At 68.9% G+C, this 18,821-nt stretch carries 16 protein-coding genes; 7 read left to right on the forward strand and 9 right to left on the reverse strand.

Annotation, left to right across the window (positions count from 1 at the left end):
• Positions 1 to 789: 789 nt before the first annotated feature.
• The 6 genes from ACFUC1_RS03320 to ACFUC1_RS03345 form a co-directional block, all read right to left on the reverse strand.
• On the reverse strand, positions 790 to 1,536 hold the full coding sequence (locus ACFUC1_RS03320) for a phosphatase PAP2 family protein (protein ID WP_379116595.1): 747 nt from the start codon (positions 1,534 to 1,536) through the stop codon (positions 790 to 792).
• Positions 1,536 to 2,177 carry a phosphatase PAP2 family protein gene (locus ACFUC1_RS03325; RefSeq protein WP_379116597.1) on the reverse strand — a complete coding sequence of 214 codons (642 nt, stop codon included), beginning with the start codon at positions 2,175 to 2,177 and terminating at the stop codon, positions 1,536 to 1,538. The genes ACFUC1_RS03320 and ACFUC1_RS03325 overlap by 1 nt, the downstream gene beginning before the upstream one ends.
• Positions 2,174 to 2,818, reverse strand: a complete 645-nt coding sequence (locus tag ACFUC1_RS03330; protein ID WP_379116600.1) for a DedA family protein — start codon at positions 2,816 to 2,818, stop codon at positions 2,174 to 2,176. The genes ACFUC1_RS03325 and ACFUC1_RS03330 overlap by 4 nt, the downstream gene beginning before the upstream one ends.
• A 222-nt stretch (positions 2,819 to 3,040) precedes the next feature.
• Entirely contained in the window at positions 3,041 to 3,898 is an 858-nt protein-coding gene (locus tag ACFUC1_RS03335) for a hypothetical protein (RefSeq protein WP_379116603.1), read from the reverse strand.
• 19 nt (positions 3,899 to 3,917) lie between these two features.
• The gene (locus tag ACFUC1_RS03340; RefSeq protein ID WP_379116605.1) at positions 3,918 to 5,288 is read right to left on the reverse strand and encodes a sensor histidine kinase; all 1,371 of its coding nucleotides are present in this window, start codon (positions 5,286 to 5,288) and stop codon (positions 3,918 to 3,920) included.
• Positions 5,279 to 5,938: a response regulator transcription factor gene (locus ACFUC1_RS03345; RefSeq protein ID WP_379116607.1), complete on the reverse strand. Its 660-nt coding sequence runs from the start codon at positions 5,936 to 5,938 to the stop codon at positions 5,279 to 5,281. The genes ACFUC1_RS03340 and ACFUC1_RS03345 overlap by 10 nt, the downstream gene beginning before the upstream one ends.
• 267 nt (positions 5,939 to 6,205) lie before the next feature.
• Between ACFUC1_RS03345 and ACFUC1_RS03350 the strand changes: the two genes are divergently transcribed.
• Together ACFUC1_RS03350 and ACFUC1_RS03355 are read left to right on the forward strand one after the other, a co-directional pair.
• Positions 6,206 to 6,430 carry a hypothetical protein gene (locus ACFUC1_RS03350; protein WP_379116609.1) on the forward strand — a complete coding sequence of 75 codons (225 nt, stop codon included), beginning with the start codon at positions 6,206 to 6,208 and terminating at the stop codon, positions 6,428 to 6,430.
• Between the two features lie 430 nt (positions 6,431 to 6,860).
• Positions 6,861 to 8,633 (forward strand): ArnT family glycosyltransferase, encoded by a 1,773-nt coding sequence (locus ACFUC1_RS03355; RefSeq protein ID WP_379116611.1) that lies wholly within the window; start codon positions 6,861 to 6,863, stop codon positions 8,631 to 8,633.
• A gap of 81 nt (positions 8,634 to 8,714) precedes the next feature.
• On the opposite strand, the gene ACFUC1_RS03360 is transcribed toward ACFUC1_RS03355, so the two are convergent.
• Genes ACFUC1_RS03360 through ACFUC1_RS03370 form a run of 3 tightly spaced genes read right to left on the reverse strand, consistent with a single transcriptional unit; the run spans position 8,715 to position 12,086 of the window.
• Positions 8,715 to 9,617: a DMT family transporter gene (locus ACFUC1_RS03360; protein WP_379116613.1), complete on the reverse strand. Its 903-nt coding sequence runs from the start codon at positions 9,615 to 9,617 to the stop codon at positions 8,715 to 8,717.
• A gap of 25 nt (positions 9,618 to 9,642) precedes the next feature.
• Complete coding sequence (locus ACFUC1_RS03365; RefSeq protein WP_379116615.1) at positions 9,643 to 10,806, reverse strand: glycosyltransferase family 4 protein; 1,164 nt, start codon at positions 10,804 to 10,806, stop codon at positions 9,643 to 9,645.
• Entirely contained in the window at positions 10,803 to 12,086 is a 1,284-nt protein-coding gene (locus ACFUC1_RS03370; RefSeq protein ID WP_379116616.1) for a sensor histidine kinase, read from the reverse strand. The genes ACFUC1_RS03365 and ACFUC1_RS03370 overlap by 4 nt, the downstream gene beginning before the upstream one ends.
• Positions 12,087 to 12,275: 189 nt before the next feature.
• Here ACFUC1_RS03370 and ACFUC1_RS03375 point away from each other — a divergent pair, with 189 nt between their 5' ends.
• The 5 genes from ACFUC1_RS03375 to ACFUC1_RS03395 are packed head-to-tail and all read left to right on the forward strand — an operon-like array spanning position 12,276 to position 17,805.
• Complete coding sequence (locus ACFUC1_RS03375) at positions 12,276 to 12,971, forward strand: hypothetical protein (protein WP_379116618.1); 696 nt, start codon at positions 12,276 to 12,278, stop codon at positions 12,969 to 12,971.
• Positions 12,968 to 13,687, forward strand: a complete 720-nt coding sequence (locus ACFUC1_RS03380) for an ABC transporter ATP-binding protein (protein WP_379116620.1) — start codon at positions 12,968 to 12,970, stop codon at positions 13,685 to 13,687. The genes ACFUC1_RS03375 and ACFUC1_RS03380 overlap by 4 nt, the downstream gene beginning before the upstream one ends.
• Entirely contained in the window at positions 13,684 to 14,382 is a 699-nt protein-coding gene (locus ACFUC1_RS03385) for an ABC transporter ATP-binding protein (protein ID WP_379116622.1), read from the forward strand. Before ACFUC1_RS03380 ends, ACFUC1_RS03385 begins: the two co-directional genes overlap by 4 nt.
• Positions 14,379 to 17,033 carry an FtsX-like permease family protein gene (locus ACFUC1_RS03390; RefSeq protein ID WP_379116624.1) on the forward strand — a complete coding sequence of 885 codons (2,655 nt, stop codon included), beginning with the start codon at positions 14,379 to 14,381 and terminating at the stop codon, positions 17,031 to 17,033. Before ACFUC1_RS03385 ends, ACFUC1_RS03390 begins: the two co-directional genes overlap by 4 nt.
• Before the next feature lie 46 nt (positions 17,034 to 17,079).
• Positions 17,080 to 17,805: a response regulator transcription factor gene (locus tag ACFUC1_RS03395; RefSeq protein WP_379116626.1), complete on the forward strand. Its 726-nt coding sequence runs from the start codon at positions 17,080 to 17,082 to the stop codon at positions 17,803 to 17,805.
• Positions 17,806 to 18,821: the final 1,016 nt, after the last annotated feature.

Genomic DNA, 18,821 nt, shown 5'->3' on the forward strand with positions numbered 1-18,821 from the left:
GATTGATCCGCAGGTCAGACAGGGTGTCGGTCGGTGGAGCTGAGGGGATTCGAACCCCTGACCTTCTCATTGCGAAGGCCTCAGTGGCCCGCCGCATCGCGTGCCCCCGTGCTCGCGAGGCACCCCGCCAAGTGCATCCAATGCACGGCGTGAACGTTCGGGAGCACAAAGGGGGCACAAGCAGCCGGCTCGCCGAGCGGGTCGCGCAGGACCGTCTTGCGATGTGCACGGGCGACGCATCTACATCCGGCCATTTGCCACCGCCAACTCCGCGATGGTGACGTGACTGAGCGTCCTGGGGATTCCGCCTGCCGCGGCAAAGTTGCGGCGGCGGTGGTCAGGGTGCTTACTTACACGGCGGCCCGGGGGCTCATCGCTCGACTCTCGCTGGACAAGTCCCGTGCCCCGCACGATGTCAGCGCCGCAGCCCTGGCTCGGCGTCACCACCACCCGCACGCTTGGTACGACAAGCATCCGGGCGCTGCAGACGCGGTTCCGCAGTATGGCCGGCGGTCTGTAAGGGTCCGCCTCCGCGAGGGCGCTCCAGCCCTACGTGGGCTCCGCTAACGACGGCGCGCTGACGTGGCGCTCGCGGACGGTGCCCACCCGCAGGGTTACCTCCAACGCGCAACTTGGAGGACGAGCGCACACGAGAGGATGTCCCGGCTCAGGCATTGATGCGCCGCGATCCATGACCTGCGCCCTTGCATGCGCTGACGCCTGTGTCGCAGGCAATGCCGATACATCTCTCAGCATGGGGATCGACGCACGGCTCACCAAGGCCCAGGGTCAGTGCCGCGCCGACCGCAATAGCTCACGCTCAGAGGTCGCGACTGCGTGGCGCGGCCAGACATGGAAGGCGGCGGCGATGGAGATGGTCCACGCGACGCCGACGATGTATCCCGCCACGACGTCGGAGGCGAAGTGCGCCGCCAGGGCGACGCGGGAGTACCCGATCAGGAGGGTGGCCGCCACGGCACCGCCGATCATGGCTCGCCGCATCCAAGGGCTGTGCAGGTGGGGCCAGAGCACGAAAAACAGGACCGTGAAACCTGTGGCTGCAGCCTGCGCGTGTCCGCTGGGGAAGCTCTGCCCAGGCGCATGTAGGAATGGGTGGGTCACGACGGGGCGATGCCGGTGGACGAGGTCTTTCAGGACGGTGTTCAGCAAGGACGAGCCAGCGTTGGCAACGAGGACGAACGCGGCTTCCCGGAACCGGCGGCGCAGTAGCAGCCAGACAATGGCGATCACTGACACCACCTGCCATCCCGCGGCGCCGCTGACAGCGCTGACCCCCTGCATGAACGCAGTGAACTGGGGATGGGCCAGACCGTACTGATGCAGATCGTCGCGGGCGGCGTTGTCAATGCGCAGCGCCGGCCCCCACTTCATCTCGAATGTCAGGGCGATCAACAGCACGAGGACCGATCCCGCGGTTACCGCCGTCGCCGCAACTGCGACGCGTCCTGCAACTCGGCGGTCAGCGCCTGCCGTCTCGCGCGCCGTGCTCGGCGTTCGATTGTCGAGGCGGGACATCAGCGGACCCGCACGGGCTCGACCCGGGTCGCAGGAACGCTGCCGTCCGACGGTGTGGCGAAAACCGTTCGAAGGCCCCTCTGGGCCCGTAGCCATCCCGCTGCTGGGACGAGCGCGGAACGCAGGAGCACCCAGAACACCAGTGCGACGAGCGCGCCGAAGACCAAGCCCGCGACTACGTCCCACGGATAGTGAGCAGCGATGTAAACCCTGGCGAAGGCCATCAGTAGCGCCGCCACGGCTGCAAGGGATCCCAGCGCTCGGTGAGCCAGCAGTAGTCCGGCGGCGACCGCGCCTGCCATGACGGCATGGTCCGATGGGAAGGAGAAGTCGGTCGTCACGTCGGCCAGACGCAGCAGGTGCGGGTGGGTGGCATACGGGCGGGGCTCGCGGAAGACGTGGCCTAGTGGTTGGTTGAGCCCCAAGGCGAGGAGCGGGGCCAGGGCGGCCCACCCGGTAGCGGCGAGGTGGCGGGTCGACCGGTGCCGCGCCGCCACAAGGGCTCCGGCCAGGAGGACGAGGAACAGCGCGAGACCATACTTGGCGTACCCGGCTATCAGCCCGTGCAGGCCTGGTGTGTTGCGTGCGAAGGAGTTGACTGCGAACAGGATCTGGTCGTCGAGGTGTCGAAAATGGTTCATGCAGCCTCCCGATCTTCGGTCGCCGTGCCCTGCCCGCGGCTACGGCGCAGCTCGCGCGCGACCGGAATGAGGGAGAGGACGACGATGAGTCCGATGACGGGCAGGAGGTACTTGTCGATTCCCGGGATGCTGGACCCCAGGACGTAACCCGCCACGGTCACACCGAGCGCCCAGATGGTCCCCCCAAGGGACTGCCACACGGTGAATGTCCGTGCCGGCACGTGCACCGTCCCGGCCAGCGGGTTGAGCACTGTCCGCACGAGCGGGATGAACCTGGCGAGGACAATGGCTCTGCCGTGCCCGTAACGCTTCAGCGCGGCATCCGAGCGGGCCACCGCGGCCTGCAAGCGTGGCCGGTCAGGGCGATCCAGCAACCGCGGTCCTACCGCGCGTCCGATCCAGTAGCCGGTTTGCGCCCCGAGCAGGGCACCGGCTACCGCCGCTACCAGTACCCATGGGAGGGACAGGTGCAGGGTTGAGGTGGCCGTCGTCGCCGAAAGCAGGCCGGCCGTGAAGAGCAGCGAGTCTCCCGGGAGGAAGAAGCCGATGAGCAACCCGGTCTCGGCGAAAACGACAAGGAACACCCCGACCGCGCCGAAGGTGCTGAGCAGGCTGTGGGGGTCGAGCAGGTTCAGGCCCACCGTGGCAGCCGGGAGGGAAGCCGCTGCGGCAGTGGCGTGTGCGAACAAGGGTCGCCTTTCGTGACGGGCCGCGGGCGTGCTTGGCGCGGTGTTGAACCCGTGCGGGACTGGGGATCAGGATGGCTCACGGCGACGCAGGTCGCGCGACAAGCCGGTACAGGGTGCGGCTCGGCGGAGCAGAAGAGGGGACAGTCGGCCCCGCCGAGCCACGTCATGGGCGGTTCAGCTCTCTGTGGCGAGAGCCGGTTCGGGCTGCTCCTCGTCCTCGAGGACAGGGACCGAGTCTCCTTCGTCGTCGCGATCCACGCCGCTGACGGACAGGAACACGACTAGGCCGAGAATGGCCGCCAGGTAGATGAGACTTGTTCCGGTGGTACCCAGTCCGAAGCCACCGTCCTTGGGTGCCTGGGACATGCCGTCGCCCATGGATGCACCCAAGGGGCGGGTCAGGATGTACGCGAGCCAGAACGCCAGGACGCCCTTGCTGCGAACGGCGAGGTGCGAGACGGCGATGACGGCGATGAGGACGGCGACGATGCCGGCGGTGGGCCAGTAGCCGAGGTTGAGGCGCTCGGCAAACAGGTCACCTGCCGAGGTGCCGAGGGCGAAGGTGAACAGGATGGCAGCCCAGTAGAACCCTTCACGACGGCGGGTGGTGATGGAGTGGATGGACAGGGTCCGCTCCTTGGCGAACCAGAGCGCGAAGGTGCCGGCCAGCAGAACGGCGAATAGGACCGTCGTGGTGACCAGAGAGATGCCGAAGTCGTCGGCGAGCTTGTCGGAGACCAGCGTTCCGACCACGCTGACGAGGACAACGGCGGTCCAGTAGATCGCTGGCACGTACCTACGGGCACGGAACTGCGCAACGAGGACGGCAGCGAGGATCGCAGTCATGATGACCGCCGTGAGGTTCAGGCCGAGACCAAGCGTGCTGTTCAGGTAGTCCGAAAATGTCTCTCCGACGGTGGTGCACAGGATCTTGATGATCCAGAAGTACAGGGTGACTTCCGGCACCTTGTTCAGCAGGTGCGGCACTGATGGTGATGCGACGGGGTCGTGGGCGCGGGCATTCGTGTCCATGGCGCCACGGTCGGCCAGATCACCTGACCTTCTCCTGAACACCGTTGCCCGGGCCTTCGATGGGGCGGCGTACTGCCCGCAGCTCGACCACGAGGTGTCCGCCGGGCCCGGGCTCGGCCGATACGGTCCCCCCTGCGGCCCGGGCGAGGCGGCGCGACAGTGGTAGTCCGAGGCCGGAGCCGTCGGCTTGAGTCGTCACCCCCGCCTCGAAGACACTCTGGACATCGGCCTCTGGGATCCCTGGCCCGTCGTCGTCCACACGGACGCGTACGACTGAGCCGGTCACCGCGCGACTGATGGTGACGCTGTGGGGGGCGTGCCGTACCGCGTTGTCGATCAGCGGGGACAGGATGGCCGTCAGCAGCTCCGCCGGAAGGTCGGCATGCACCCTGCGCCGGGCACCCTGACCCTGCGCGGGTGCGATACGCACAACGACGTCGCCCGGGCGATGCGCCGCTGCTACCAGGGACGCGAGAACTTGGTCGACGTCGCAGACGTCATCGATTGCACTGCGATGGCGCGCGGTGCGCAGCAGAGTCTCGATGGAGGCGTCCATGCGGTCGGTGGCGCGCAAGATGGCCTCCAGGGACGCGCTCGTCGGCTGTTCGGCGATGGGATGCGCCAGTTGCGCCTCGGCTCGGATGACGCTCAGCGGCGTGCGAAGCTCGTGGGCGACCCCGTCGGTGAGGCGCCGTTCGGAGTCCAAGGCACTGGAGATGCGGTCCAGCATCCGGTTGAGGGTGCGCCCGAGATCAGCGAGCTCGTCCCGGCCGCCGGCGGGAAAACGGTGCCCGTCGTGGTGGTCGCGCCACTGGTCCGCCTGAACAGCCATGGCCCGTACCCGGTGCAGCGCCCGACCGGTAGCAGCCCATGCGGCTCCCGCTGTCGCAGCGGTTGCGGCGGCGGCGAGGATGAGGCCAAGCCAGGTCAGGCGCTTTGTGCCCGAGGTGTATGGGCGCAGGTCGAGCGCGCCGACGACCGTGGCTGCGGACGTCCCGTCGGGGCGCTTGACTGTCCGAGACGTGACGAGGTACCTGCCCGCGACCTCGCGTGGTGGTTTCGCACCAGCGCTGCCCAGGGAGGTCACGACGGTGGCCAGTGCCCGTGGTGGAGTGGCGCCGTCGAGCAGGGAGCCGTCAGCCGCGAACACCCAGACGCCCTCATCCAGGGTGTCGGCGGGTGTTTCCAACACCCGGACCGCGCGGACGCCCACCACGACGGTGCTTGCTGCGGCTGAGACTCGGGATGTCAGTACGGTCTGGGCTTGGATGTCTTCGGCATGTGACTGGGCCAGCACAAGCCCGCTGACTAGGAGACCCATGGCCAGAGCTGCTGCGGCCGCCGTTCCCAGGGTGACGCGAGCCCTCAGCGAAGTCGGGTTCAGCGCCACGCGTATCCGACCCCACGGACGGTGGTGATGGCTGCGTCCAAGGCGGATGCCTTGCCTAGCTTGAGGCGAAGTCTGCGAATGAACGCGTCGAGGGTGTTGTCGGTGACGATTGCGCCCATCGGCCAAGCGGAGGCGATCAGGTCGCGGCGGCGAACCGCCTGCCCCGGGTTGGCCATGAGGCTGGCTAGGAGGCGGAACTCAGTCGGAGACAGGGAGACTTCCACGTCTCCGACCCGAAGGAGGTGAGCCGCCGGGTCGAGGACTGCCTCGCCGACGATCTGGTCAGCGGTGATCCTGCGAGACAGAGCGCTGACCCGCGCCATGAGCTCGGCGAGCTCGAAAGGTTTGGTGAGGTAGTCATCGGCGCCTGCCTCGAAGCCAGCGACCTTGTCGTGAAGCCCTGAGCGAGCCGTGAGGAAGAGCAAGCTTGCGGTGACCCCGTGGGTACGCAGCGCGACGGCAACGTCGCGTCCGTCGGAATCGGGCAGGCCGATGTCAAGAACAAGGACGTCGAGCGATCGTCCGGGAAAGACCTCCACGGCCTCACGACCGGTCCGTGCCACTGCGACCTCGTGACCGGCTCCACTGAGGGCACGCACGATGACCGAACGCAGGTCCGGGTCGTCCTCGCACACACCGACTGCTGCCACGACCAGCACGGTAGCTGCTGGGACTGCGTGGGTGTCCTCGCCGCCGGCCCGAGATTGCGCTCGGGCACACCCCGCGCGCCGGTGACCCGCACGAGGTCCGCCGGGGCGAGTGACAGGTCCAGGCCGCGCCGTCCCCAAGGCCGCTCGGTGACTTGGGGGGCTGACGACCACCTCGAGGCGCGAAGTCCTGGAGCAACGGGTCCAGGCCTCAATCCCGAAGATCCAGCCCTTGAGGCGGTGCACAGCGGCGCCCTCTACTTTGCCGGCGTGAACCTCGTGAACCTCGACGTCAGGGAACTGCTCTGCCTACGAGATGAGTACTGGCCGGAGCGCGAGGCACGCATGACCGATGTGGTCGAGGGCGGAGTTGTGAATCCAGCGGCGACGCCGACCGACCCACATCTCCTGGATGCGTTGGCCACGGAGGTCCACAACCGGCAGATCGAATGGCACGACTTCCTGACCATGAGAGCTCCGGACGACTGCGGTTGACGCTGTCCGTCGGTGGTCACCCGTCGGCGCCCTGTTCATCAGAGGTGCGCGGCTCGGGACGAGCAACCGACGATCGATCGCCCTAAACTCCGATGGAGGCCCGCGGCAGCCCTCACGACACCTGACCGCCGGGCTGATCACCCGAGAGGTGCCCGATGTACGTAGCGTCGTCTGGCATTCCTGCCATCTCTCCGCTGGGCCGACTCGGGACAGCGAAGTGTTGCCCTTGGTGGCCCGCGGTGGCCGATTCGGTTCCCGCGACCCCAAGACCGTCTGCACTTCACCAGCCGCCAGCTGATGGATGGGTCGTCGCGCTCATTGAGGGCGCCGGCCCATGAGAACGTCATCGCCGCCGACAGACATCGGCAAGCTCAGCCTCACTCAGCCAGACGGGGCCCGCCGCCGCGAAGACTGGCTGGAGGCGGCTCTAGTGGCCGTGATCGCGCTGGGCGCGGCGGCGGCATATGCCTGGGACCTCGATGTGCAGGGCTGGTCTAACCCGTACTACACCGCGGTGGTGCAGGCAGGTCAGCAGAGCTGGTCCTCCTTCCTGTTGGGCAGCCTCGAGGTGGGCAACGCGGTGGCGTCGGACAAACCGCCACTGGCGTTCTGGGTCATGGCCTTGTCCGCACGAGCGTTCGGACTGTCGAGCTGGAGCGTCCTGTTACCGCAGGTAGCGGAGACGATCGCCACGGTCCTGGTGCTGCACCGGATGGGCCGTGAGCTCGCCGGTCGGGCGGCGGGTGTGGTGGCTGCGCTGGTGTATGCGACGTCTCCGGTGGTGTTGGTGATGGCCCGCTACAACCATCCGGACACGCTGATGACGTTGCTGCTGGTGGTGGCTGCATGGTGTTGCCTGCGCGCCACGCGCAGCACCGCCTGGGGCTGGGTCACAGCTTGTGGAGCGCTTCTGGGGTTGGGGTTCCTCACCAAGTGGGGGGTTGCCCTGATACCCGGCCCGGCGTTCGCCGTGGCGTTGTGGGTCTCGACTCACGGCTCGCTGCGGCAGCGCCTGCAGAGGGTGGCCAATTTCGCGGGCTCGGGGTTCGTGAGCATCGCCAGCTGGGTGGTTCCGGTTCTCCTCGTGCCCAGTGCACGTCGTCCGTATGCCGACGGCAGCCAAGGCAGCATCTTGTCCCTGATGCTCGGTCGCGACGGGTTCAGTCGCCTGGGTGGCACCCGAGGGGCCGGAACGCAGGAGGTGGCCGGGACGCCGGGGCCATGGCGACTCTTGACCCCACCCTTCGCCACTCAGGTGGGCTGGCACCTTCCCTTGGCCGTGGGTGTGCTCGCGCTCGTCGCTCTCCTCGCCGCCAGGGACCGACGCAGCCACGCCGTCTCGCCTTCGGGGGCCGTTGTCGAGCGCGCTGGATGGCTCCTCGTCGTGGGGTGGCTGGTGACCGGCCTTGTCGTCCTCAGCGTCATGAGCGGACCGATGCATCCGTACTACTCGGTCATGCTCGTGCCCGCTGTTGCGCTGTCCATCGGGGCAGGCCTGGCCTCCCTTCGCCGACGCAACCGCCTGCCGCTCGCACTGCTCCCGGCCGCAGCGACCCTCGCCTACCAGGTGCTCGTCTTCCGCCGGTCCGGGGTGCCGGATCAGACAGCTCTGGACGATTGTCTGGCGGTGGTGGCAACGGGCATGGACGCGGTGGCAGTTGCTGGCCGACGCTGGGCTCAACGGGCACTGCCGTGCCTGCTGCTGGCACCACTGTTGGTGCTTCCCCTGGCGTTCGGCCTCACCACGGACTCACACAAGGTCTCCGGGTACGACCCGGTCGCCGGCCCACTCACGCCCACACCCAGGTCCGCGTATCCCGACGCCCTCGTGCGCTACCTCGAGAGTCACCGATCGAACACGCTGTGGGTGGCTGCGACACCACGAGCGACCGCGGCCAGTGTCCTGCAGCTTCAGTCCTCGTCGCCCGTGCTTCCTCTCGGCGGTTTCACCGGCCATGCCGCCGGCCCCACCCTCGACCAGGTCCGCGGGTGGACCGAGTCCGACCGGCTGCGATTCCTGGTGCTCCCACAGGAGTACACCACCCACCTGTTCGACACCCCTGCCGCGTTGGCGGGTTACCCGGTCGCTTCCATCCTCCAGTGGGCCCAGCAGACGGGGTGCGTCCAACGGCAGGCTTTCGGTTCCTACGTGGTGGTGGATCTCGACGCCGACAGCATTCCCCGCCACCCTGGGTGTGGGTAGCGTCGCACACAGGCGGCTCGGCACCATGCCTGGAGCCGGCACGCGGCCAGGCGCAGTCACGCGGTCAGGCAGCAGTGCGCATCAGCTGCCCGGCCGCCGGATCGCCGTCGTGGCGTCGGCGTTGAGGCGGCTCAGGGCGACGGCAGCCACGGCCAGACCCACCAGCAGCGCGACCTGGGCCGCCACCGGCCCGACCCCCGTTCGCAGCTGCTCGTCATAGACCACGACACCGAGGAAGACACTCAGCAGGGGGTCCACCGTGGCGATGACCGGCAGGCTCGTGTGCAGCGGCCCGGCACGGAAGGCCAGCTGGGCCAGCAGCAACCCGGACCCACCGCACACGACGAGGACGGGTAGCTGCCAGCTGCGCAGCATGGCGACCGGTCCTGAGTTGCCCCACACCTCGGTGGTCGCCTTGAGGAGGATGGCCGTGCACGCGTACAGCGTCCCCACGGCAACCCCGAGCAGCGGTGCGCGGCGCCGGGCCGGTCCACTCCGGGCGGACAGGACGCAGGCGACGGCGAGCAGCAGGGCGAGGGCAGCACAGACGGCAGCGGGTCCGCGGTCCGCCGCCTGATGGCGCAGGTGCGGGGACGACGCGCCGGACACGACGAGGAAGCCGACGAGGCTCGCGACGAGCAGCGCGCCCCAGCCCCACTCCCGGCGGCTCATGGGTGTGCGCTGGCTGAGGTGGGTGACGACCAGGGAGGTGATCAGTGCGGTCACCAGGAGGGGCTGCACCACCGACACGGCGCCGATGTGCAGTGCGAAGGCCTGCAGGGTGAACCCTGCGGCGTCGGCGACCAGTGCGGCCAGCCACCAGGGGTGGCTCAGGGTCGCGGCGAGGAACCGGCCTGTGCGGACGCGTCCGTGGGCGGCGGACGGGGTCGACAGCGTCGTGGCGCTGTGGTGCTTCAGGGCGGTGGACACCGCGGCGAAGACGGTCGAGCCGAGGCTGGTGGCGACGACGAGGGGGTAGCTCACGGGGCCTCGTGCCCCCCGGGCGAGCTCACGCGACCTCGACCGACGGGGACGCCGCCCCGGCAGCCGCGCCGGCGGCCTCGTACGCCTGCTCGGTCATGGTCAGGACCCCCTGCCAGCCCACCCGCGTCTCGGCGGTGAGGTTGTGGTCGTGCAGCCGGCGCCGCAGCGCCTCGTCGCGGGTGATCCGCGCGAGGCTCGCGGCCAGCTGGTCGTCGTCCTCGCACAGCAGGCCTTCGACCTCGTGCCGCACGAACTCGCGCACGCCGCCGGAGGACATGGCCAGGACCGGCAGGCCCGCGCACCGTGCCTCGAGGGCTGCGATCCCGAACGACTCCCGGGTGGCCGGGGCGACGAAGACGTCGGCGGACTCCAGGAGCTCCCTGACCTGGTCCCGGGCGAGCCGCCCGCGGAAGGTGACGGCGCCGGACATGCCGCGCAGCCGGGCATACGCCTCGAGCACGGTGCGCCACGGACCGTCACCGGCCACGACCAGGTGGATCCGCTGCCCGGTCCCGAGGTGGTGCTGCGCACGGCGCACCGCGCGCAGGAGGGCGAACGGGCGCTTGCGCTGGCTGAGGCGCATGACCGCCGCGACGACCACAGGCCGCTGCCCGACCACGTGCTTCCCGTCTGGCAGGGTGCTGGCGGGATGGCCACCGGTCTGGCGGCGGGCGCGCCAGTCGGCCTGATCGACGCCGTTGGGGATGACGCGCACCTCGTGGCCGGGACCGAGGATTCCGCGCAGCGGCTGTGCCGCCGCATCGCTGACCGCCGTCCACACGATCGGGAGCCGACTCCAGCCGCCGAAGGCGTCGAAGGTCTTCATGAGCGCCCGGACCCCCACCCAGAGCGAGTGGACGGTCACCACTGTCGGTATGCCGCGGTGCGCCGCCGCTCGGGCGACGAAGAAGCCCAAGGGGGACAGCACACCGACGTGGACGTGGATCACGTCGGCGTCGAGGTCGATGAGCGAGCGGACACCCTTGACCGTGGCCGCGGGGTGCAGCGCATGCTTCAACCGGGCGGTGGAGCGCAGACGGGTGACCCACGGCTCGTCCGGCCCCGGGGAGCTCGTCAGGACGCTCACCTCGTGGCCGGCGGCCCGCTGCCGCCCCGTGAGGTCTGACACGTGCATCTCGATCCCGCCCAGCCGGGGCAGGTAGAAGTCCGTGACGTGCAGGATCCTCATCGGGCCGCCTCAGAGGAGAGCGGTTCCGCCCGGTCGGGGAGAAAGAGCGTGAATGTGGTGGGGGACGGATTGGTCACCGTGAGCCGTCCACCTAACGCCTCGGCCATGGTCCGGGCCAGTGGGAGTCCGAGCCCTACCTCAACCTCCGGTCGTACGGCGAAGGGGTCCTTTGCGGCCAAGGTTCCTTCGTCAATTACGTCCACGGCGGGGACGCCAGCCGTCTCTCGGACCACGACCTGCACTTCGCCGCGTCCGTGCCGCGTCGCGTTGTCGAGCAGGATCTCGAGGATCTGTCCGACGATCCGGCCGGCCACCAGTGGCTGACCAGGCTCTTCGGCTCGGTCGGGCACGTGCAGGCTGAGCCGTCGCCCGACTGCCGCCATGGGTCCGTGCCAGCGCTGTGCCACACCGCGGACCACGTGTTCCAAGGGCAGAACGGGCAGAGTCGCGCCCGCCAAACCCGGAGTTCGGCGTGCGACGAGCAGCACGTCGTCGATGGTGGACTGGAGGCTGCCGAGCTCTTGGAGCACCGCTTGGAGCCGAGCATCCGGGTTCGGGGCGCTCATGGCCGCCTCCAGCTCTAGGCGCATTCGCGCCAGCGGGGTCCGGAGCTGGTGCGATGCCTGCGCCGAGAAGCGCCGTTCGCCTTCCAGTGCCTGGGTCAGCTCACGAACCATGGCATTGTGCGCCTGCCCGACCAGGTCCACCTCCGGCACGGAGCTGGGCGTCGCTCGCGCGGTCAAGTCACCCTCGGACACTCGAGAAGCCACGGACGCGAGCTGTTCCAAGGGTTCGACCAGGGCCCGGGACTGTCGGCGCGCCACCCCCAGCGCCGCCACCCATGCTACGAGCGCCGCTGCAGCCTCAAGGCCCCATGCGGCGCCGACCTGCCTCCACAGCTCACCAGCCGGCTCGCCTGCCCGAACAACCGCGATGACCCGTTCGTTGCTGACCACGGGCACAGCCGCTGACCACTCCCCACGGTCCCAGCCGGTCGCCGTAACCCCCGTGGCCGCGCGGCGAACCATGACCCCACCCCGATCCGGTCCGGCACCGCTCCGCCGGACCCCGGATGGCTCGTACACGCCCACCCGCGTGGGCGGCTCGGCAGGCGGCAGCTCCACGGGGTCGCCGGCGGCAGCACCACCGACCCGAGTCGTGGCGGATCGCGCCAGAATCTCGAGTTCGGCGAGCTCTCGCTCCTGCAGAAGTGAGCGGGTCACGAAAGCCAGGGGCACCGCGAAGAGGACCAGCGCCACCACCACTGCCACTACCGCCACCCGGCGCACCCCTGCCCGCACCACCCCATCATGGCTGTCAGTGACGCGCGGCGCGTACGCCCCTCGCGGTCCACGAGCAAGTTTTGCCGTGGGTTAACCATCCTCGGGGCGGTGGCTTGCATCTCCGCTCCTAACGTCAGAGGGAAGCCACAAGAACGCGGAACGACCGCCTGCGACCAAGGAGCCCTCATGGATCAGCCCGCCGCCCGCATCGTCCACCCCACGCGGCGCGCACTGACCATTGCGGCAGTCGGCGCAGGAGTGGCCGCGCTTGCCGCCTGTGGAGCATCCAACGCGACCACTGCTCCGACCAGCCCGCCCATGAGTACGGCAGCAGTGTCTTCGTCAGGCCCCAGTGGGCCGCGCGTCACCGCCAGCGCCTCCACGAGCGCGCCCAGCCACGCCACCGAGTCCAACCCACCTGGCGACATTCCTGACAACCAGGCGTACGTTTCGTACACACCGCCCGGGGCAGCGCTCACCCTCAAGGTCCCAGAGGGATGGGCTCGTACGAGCCACGGCGGCGTCACCTCATTCAGTGACAAGCTCAACACCATTCAGATCGAAGTCACCAAGGCCACCGCGGCCCCGTCCGAGGCCACGGTCCGCGACCAGGACCTGCCGCACCTGCGTGCCACCGTCCCGAACTACGCCCAGGGGAAGGTCGCCACTGTCGCCAGGCCCGCTGGAAACGGGGTGCTGGCCACCTATCAGGGGGACTCAGCCCCCAACCCGGTCACCGGGAAGGTCGTCCGGGACGCATTCGAGCGCTACACCTTCTACCACAAGGGAACCCGGGTGGACCTGACACTGTCCGGCCCTACCAACGCCGACAACGTCGACCCCTGGCGCACCGTCACCGATTCCCTGCGGTGGCACGGGTGACCACCGCTTCGACCCGCACCCCTTCTGCGACCGACAATCGCGACGTGTCCGGGCCACCGGCGCTGTCGGCGGACCACCTCTACCGGTTCTACCGTGCTGGGGAGGAGGAAACGCTTGCACTCCAAGGGGTGTCCCTGTCCGTCCGGGCTGGGGAGATGCTGGCGATCGTCGGCCCCTCTGGGTCCGGCAAGTCCACCCTGCTGGCCTGCCTGGCCGGCCTGGACGAACCCGCCGGAGGCACCGTCACGGTCGCCGGCCACCGACTCAGCCATCAACCGGAGCGCAGCCGCGCACAACTGCGTGCGCGGCACATCGGCATCCTCTTGCAGTCGCGCAACCTGCTGCCGCACCTGAATCTCCTCGCCAACATCAAACTGGCCCAGGCGGCCACACGCCTCCCAGCTCGACGGCCGGCCGCGTCAGAGCTTCTCGAGCAGGTAGGCCTCGGTGACCGCGCCCGGGCCCTCCCCCGGCAGCTGTCGGGCGGGGAACTGGCGCGCGCCGGTCTGGCCGTCGCGGTCGCCAATGACCCAGAGGTGATCCTCGCCGACGAACCCACCGGCGAACTCGATGGCGACACCGAGCAGCAGGTGCTGACGCTCCTGCGCCAACGGGTCAGCGACGGCGCCGCCCTGCTGGTCGTCACCCACAGCGCCGACGTCACCCGGGCTGCCGACCGCGTGCTCACCCTCTTCGACGGGAAGGTCCAGTCATGACGTCCAACGAGGAACCACTCGTCACCTCGCGAGAGGCCGCCGTGACGTTCGGCACCGGACACACAGCGGTGGTCGCGGTGCACGGCGCCACGTGCGCGGTCCACCGCGGTGACCGCATCGCCATCTCTGGGCCGTCCGGTTCGGGAAAGTCCACCCTCCTGCACCTGCTCGCCGGACTGGAGCGGCCCACCAGTGGCGTCATCGACTGGCCATCGTCGATCGGCCCGGGCGACCCGTCGGCCGCACCCACCGGCAGCATCGGGCTCGTGTTCCAGACCCCCAGTCTCATCCCGACCCTCACCGTGGCGGAGAACGTGGCACTGCCCCTTCAGCTTGCGGGCCTCGAGCCCGGCGAAACCGCCCGTCGCACCATCGCCTGCCTGGACGTAGTCGACGCGGCGTCTCTCTACGACAGGCTCCCCGAGGAACTGTCCGGCGGCCAGGCCCAACGCGTCGCCGTCGCCAGGGTTTTGGCCATCCGACCGCCACTGATCCTCGCAGACGAACCCACCGGGCAGCTCGACCATGCCTCCGGCCAACGGGTGATCGATGCCCTTCTGACCGCTGCGGACGAGATCGGCGCAGCCTTGGTGATCACCACGCACGACGTCACCATCAGCACTCGACTCCCGACTCACTGGAACATGCACGAAGGCCGTTTGAGCGCGGCCGAACCGGCAGGTGCGAACCGGTGAGGGGGACCGCCACCTGGCTCTGGCTCGCCGGCCTCGTCCGCCACCGTGGTGCACGCCTGCTTGGCACCGCCGCGGGCATCGCGTTGGCCGTCGGACTGACGGCCGCGCTGGGCGGATTCATCGCCGGGTCTCAAGCCACCATGACCAGGCGAGCATCACACACGGTCGTCGTGGACTGGCAGGTCGAGGTGCAGCGGGGTGCCGATCCCAGCGCAGTGTTGACAACTCTGCGTGCCACACCGGGCACCGGCGCCGTGCAAGCCGTTCACCTGAGCGCCACAACCGGCTTGCAAGCCACGACCTCGGGCACCACCCAGACCACCGGACCCGGTGTCATCCTCGGGCTTCCCCGGAACTACCGAACGGCCTTCCCCGGGCAGGTCAGGCAGCTCGCCGGCGCCCCCAGCGGAGTGCAGCTCGCCCAACAAACCGCCGCCAACCTGCACGCGGCGCCCGGAGACCACGTCACCATCGGTCGAGCCGGTGCACCAGCCGTCACCGTGACAGTCGCCGGCGTCGTCGACCTGCCCCAGGCCGACACCCTGTTCCAACGCGTCGGCGCACCACCGCAGTCGCAACCGACCGCACCCCCGGACAACGTCGTTCTGCTGCCCGACGCCACCTTCGCAAGCCTCTTGCACGGCGCAACGGTCACCACCCAGTTCCACGTAGACCGCACCGCGAGTCTGCCCCCCGCGCCGGCCGACGCCTACCAGGCCGTGGTGGCCGCTGCTCACAATCTGGAGGCCAAGACTGCGGGCGGGGCCTTGGTCGGAGACAACCTCGGAGCTGCCCTCGACGCAGCTCGCGGCGACGCCGCGTACGCACAGATGCTCTTCCTGTTCCTCGGGTTACCCGGTGCCGTACTGGCCGCCCTGCTCACCGCCGCAGTCGTCGGCGCCGGTACCCGTCGGCGCCGAGCCGAGCAGGCGCTCCTGCGCACCCGCGGCCTGACGAACAAGAGCGTGGTCTGGCTCGCCACCACCGAGACCGTCCTCGTCGCATTCGTGGGCTGCGCCGTCGGCCTTGCGCTGGCCACCGTCACACTGCCGGTAGTCACCGCCGGGCAGCCTGGGAAGGCAGGGCTGAACCTTGCCTGGTCCTTCGCCGCAACGGCACTCGGTGTCACAGTCGCGGTCTCGACCACGCTCGTACCCGCACTCCGAGACTTGCGCGCCCACACCATTGCCCACGCCAACGCCGTGGTCGGACGCGGCCACAGGCTTCCCTGGTGGCTCCGCACCGGGATCGACGTCGCCCTGCTTGCCGCCGCCCTCATCGTGTATCGGGCGTCTGCGGCGAACAACTACACCCTGGTCCTGGCCCCTGAGGGCGTTCCGAGCATCTCGGTATCCTATTGGGCGTTCCTGGGGCCCGCCCTGTTGTGGCTCGGGTCTGCCGCCCTGCTCGCCCGTATCGTCCTTACCCTGCTGACCCACGCCCGCGCACCCCTCACAGCCGCGCTGCGACCCCTCGCCGGAAGCCTCGCCCCCGCCGGTGCAGCCAGCTTGACCCGGCAACGGCCCAGCCTCGCCCGGGCCATCGTCCTGCTCGCCCTGGCACTGTCGTTCGCTGCCTCGACCGCCACCTTCAACGCCACCTACGCGCAGCAGGCCGAGGCGGACGCCCAGCTCACCAACGGAGCCGACGTCACCGTCACCGAGCCGCCTGGCATCGCCAAGCCCGCCATCACTTCCGCCCAGCTCACCCACGTCCCTGGCGTACGCCGCGCGGAGCCCATCCAGCACCGGTTCGCTTACGTCGGGGCAGACCTGCAGGACCTGTATGGCGTCAACCCCGCCACCATCTCCTCGGTCACCGCGCTCCAGGACGGGTACTTCACAGGCGGGACCGCCAAGCAACTCATGGCCCGGCTCCAGAACGACCCCAGTTCCGTGCTGGTCAGCGCCGAGACGGTTAAGGACTTCCAGCTCACGCTCGGCGACAGCCTCAAACTGCGGCTACCCGCGGCCGGCAGCAACGGCGCCTCGCACACCGTGACATTCCACTTTGCCGGGATCGTCAACGAGTTCCCAACCGCGCCCAAGGACAGCTTCTTTGTGGCCAACGCAGACTATGTCGCCAAGGCCACCGGCGATGCGTCCGTCGGCGCGTTCCTCATCGACACCGGTGGCACCAACCAATCCCAGATCGCCGACCGCATCCGCCACCTGGTCGGCACCAGCGCCACCGTCACCGACCTGACCCAGACCCGCGGCACAGTCGGCTCCAGCCTCACCTCGGTCAACCTGCACGGCCTGACCCGCATCGAGCTCGGGTACGCGGTCCTGCTCGCGATCGCCGCCGGAGGACTGGTCCTTGCACTCGGACTCGCCGAACGGCGACGGACCTTGGCCATCATGACCGTCCTGGGAGCCAAGCGACACCAGCTGCGGGGACTAGTCGTTGGTGAGAGCATGCTCATCACTCTCGGTGGGGTCGTCGGTGGAGCAGCGATCGGGGCCGGTCTGTCACACATGCTCGTCAAGGTCCTCACCGGAGTGTTTGACCCACCGCCGTCCTACGTGGCAGTGCCCTGGATCTACCTGGGCTTGACCACGCTGGGCGTGGTAGCTGCCCTGGCGGCGGCCGCTGTGATCGGTGCCCGCGCGAGCACGCGCCCGGCGGTCGAGGAGCTGCTCGAACTGTGAGAAGCGCAGCGGCGGCAGCCCACCACGCAGCACTAGCATCACCGTTATGACCCGACCGGCCGCCGGTCCCGCCCCCCGGGCGCTCGTGATCGAGGACGATGAGACGCTCGGACGAGAGCTCGCTGCCGGTCTGAGCGTCCACGGCTATGAAACCGACTGGTCACGCACCGGCGCAGACGGGGTGGCACACGCAGATCGAAACCGGCCCGACGTGATCATCCTCGACCTCGGCCTTCCCGACCAGGACGGCATCGATGTCGCGCGCCGCCTACGGCGCTCCCGGCCCGAGGTGCTGCTGGTCATCCTCACGGCCCGTGATGCGGACATGGACGTGGTTGTCGGTCTCGATGCCGGGGCCGACGATTACCTCACCAAACCGGTTGGCCTCACCGTGCTCCTGGCGCGCCTGCGCGCACACTTGCGCAGCAGACCCCCCGCGCTCGATACCCAACCCCTCATCGTCGGTCAGCTTCGCATCGACGTCGCCGCTCGCACCTGCGCCCTGGCAGGCTCACGGGTGGACCTGCGCACCAAGGAATTCGACCTGCTGGTCACGCTTGCAGCCGGTGCAGGTACCGCACTGAGCCGCGAGGACCTCATGTCACTGGTCTGGGACGAGAACTGGTTCGGCTCCACCAAGACACTCGACGTCACCATGGCCGCCCTGCGCAGAAGCCTGCACTCGGTCGCCGACGCAACGGGCGTAGCACCGCCCACCATCACCACACTACGAGGACACGGTTACCGCATGGAGGCAAAACCTGATCCGTAAGCTGAGCCTCGGTCCTCCCCACTCGGGTAACCCACAACGTCGTCTGGGCAGAGCCGTCCTGAGCGACGTCTCCAAGGGTCGATCATGGCTCCCGTTGCTTAATCCGGTGGATGGGCCCAGGTCGCGCGGACCTTCGACCACATCTCCTCGCTGCACATCGCACCCAACCGGCCGAACAACGGTGGCGCCCGAAACCTCGTGTTCGGGAACGGAACCGTGCGGTAAGGCCTTGCCTCAGCCTGCATCACGGTGCGACAGTCCCACCGCGCACGGGGGGTAAGGCTGGGCTGTGCTGTACACAGCTGCGCTATTGAGACGCAGACCCTGCCAGCCTGGCGTCCCTTGCTGCGAGGGAATCACTCTGCCTGTCGATCCGCGTCTCATCGAGCGCGAGGGACGGGTGACGGCGTGATGACCACCCGCCTCACGTCTCCTACACCGAGCGTCAGCTCCGCGCGCCCAACATCTCCTCGGCCATGCCGCATAGGCGGCTGACGCATCGCTCTCAGGAATGCTCCCCGGTTCTCGCACAAGATGTCGCACGCCGTCCCCGCTCCCAGCGCGGACCTGCAGGTACACCTATGTCTGAAAAGCGGACTGTCAAGGCCCAGCTGCACGCCCGCGCAGCCCAGGAAGGGCGGCCAATCGGGCCCTCCTCCATGCGCTGCAGGCCGCGGGCTACGAGCACGACCACCGCGGCAGCCCGTCCTGGGCTCAGGCGAGCCCGCTAGGCAGGGGCTCGCAAGCATCATCACTAGTTCACCGACGGACCGCGGCTGTTCGGTTCAGGCAGACACGACGCCGGGGCTGCCGCTAACCCTGAACATTGCCCGCCGCTCCGCTAGTACGGGCGCCTCGAGCAGAGTGAGACGCACATGCCGCTGCATGCAGAGGCATGGAGTGCATCAAAGGGCTTGTGCCTGTCGACAACGCTCGAAAATGAGGCCGATGCGACGCTCGAAAACGAGGCCACCGGTTCGTTGAGTTTCTAGTCTGCCGGGTCTTGGGTTCTGATG

The sequence above is a fragment of the Pedococcus sp. NPDC057267 genome, from assembly GCF_042668795.1.
In the GTDB taxonomy this organism is placed as follows: Bacteria; Actinomycetota; Actinomycetes; order Actinomycetales; family Dermatophilaceae; genus Pedococcus.